Origin of the sequence: Yoonia sp., assembly GCF_965660735.1 — a bacterium.
GTDB lineage: Bacteria > Pseudomonadota > Alphaproteobacteria > Rhodobacterales > Rhodobacteraceae > Yoonia.
Genome location: NZ_CBFIBD010000076.1, coordinates 1 through 1118 on the forward strand (window position 1 = coordinate 1; position 1118 = coordinate 1118).

The 1118-nt window shown below is 62.4% G+C and carries 1 protein-coding gene and 1 pseudogene; one reads left to right on the forward strand and one right to left on the reverse strand.

Annotation, left to right across the window (positions count from 1 at the left end):
• Positions 1-258 (forward strand): annotated as a pseudogene (locus ACTG4B_RS15330) (cytochrome c); the annotation flags it as partial.
• On the opposite strand, the gene ACTG4B_RS15335 reads toward ACTG4B_RS15330, so the two are convergent.
• Positions 226-948 carry a DUF1194 domain-containing protein gene (locus ACTG4B_RS15335; protein ID WP_439156568.1) on the reverse strand — a complete coding sequence of 241 codons (723 nt, stop codon included), beginning with the start codon at positions 946-948 and terminating at the stop codon, positions 226-228. The pseudogene ACTG4B_RS15330 and the gene ACTG4B_RS15335 overlap by 33 nt on opposite strands.
• Positions 949-1118: the final 170 nt, after the last annotated feature.

Genomic DNA, 1118 nt, shown 5'->3' on the forward strand with positions numbered 1-1118 from the left:
ATGTCGCCTTCGCTGGTCGTGCAGCCAACTGACCTGACACAGCTCGAGGCAGGAAACGGGGGTGTGTTCCCCACAACCCGCGTCGTGATGCGCATTGACGGGCGCGATCCGCTGGTCAGCCACGGCAGTGCGATGCCGGTTTACGGTGACTTCTTTGCCGGGCGCGATGTGGCGACCAAGGCCGAAACCGGCCAGCCGATCATGACATCGCAGCCGATCGTCGATCTACTCGCTTTCCTGCAAGGGTTGCAGGAGTAGCGCGGCAAATTCAGTGCCGGGCGTGGTGCCCGCAATTTCAAGGATCAGCTTGCGGCGCACGGCCTGCGTAAACGCCGGGCCGCTTTCGGCGGGGATGGCAAAGGACCCGGGCCCGCCGATGATATTGTCGGTATACGCCTGCAACAGGTTGCTGCCCATGAACCGCCCGTCGCGCAGGATCGGCAGGGCGTTGATGGTGATCCCGCCCGCCACGACCTGATCGCGGGCCTGGGTGATGGGCGGGCCGTATGTATTCCCCATGCTGTCGCCGGAAAAGTCGATGACCCGGCGGAACCCCCTGATATCGTTGCTGTCTATCTGCGCCATCCCAACGAGCAGCGCCGACCCGATGGCATTGCGCCCCGTGGCCTGACGGGGCGGGCCGATCAGCGCGTCGGCAAAGGCTGTGGCGCTTTGCATGTCTGCGATGATGGTCCAATCCACGACCGTGGCCTGATTTGTCGCCCATTCCACGTAGGTCACGGCGATAGAGCCATAAAGCGTGTTTTCGATGGCAGCGACGACCGCCGGATCGGTGATCGCGGTGGCGTAGGATTGCCGCTGAAACGCCAGTTCGTCCGCGTCGATGGACCCGGATGCATCGGCCAGCAGGACCAGTTCAAGGTCCGTTTCGACCTGCTGGGCGGTGGCAGGTGCGGCGAGCAAAAGGGCGAGGATGAGATAGCGCATAAAGGAATGATAGGGCGCGTTTACGCTAGGGAAAGGGGGCGATGCGATCAATCCCATGTCCCGCCCGGCATCGCCCTATGTGGAGAATTGGTGGTGAGGTAGGGTGTGCATTTATGTGCGCCGTTGTGATGGATGGTGAAATGCGCGGTCCGTGCATGCCCGATCACTAT

Coding starts and splice junctions, on each gene's coding strand:
- ACTG4B_RS15335 (WP_439156568.1), bottom strand. CDS start 948: ATGCGCTATCTCATCCTCGCCCTTTTGCTCGCCGCACCTGCCACCGCC.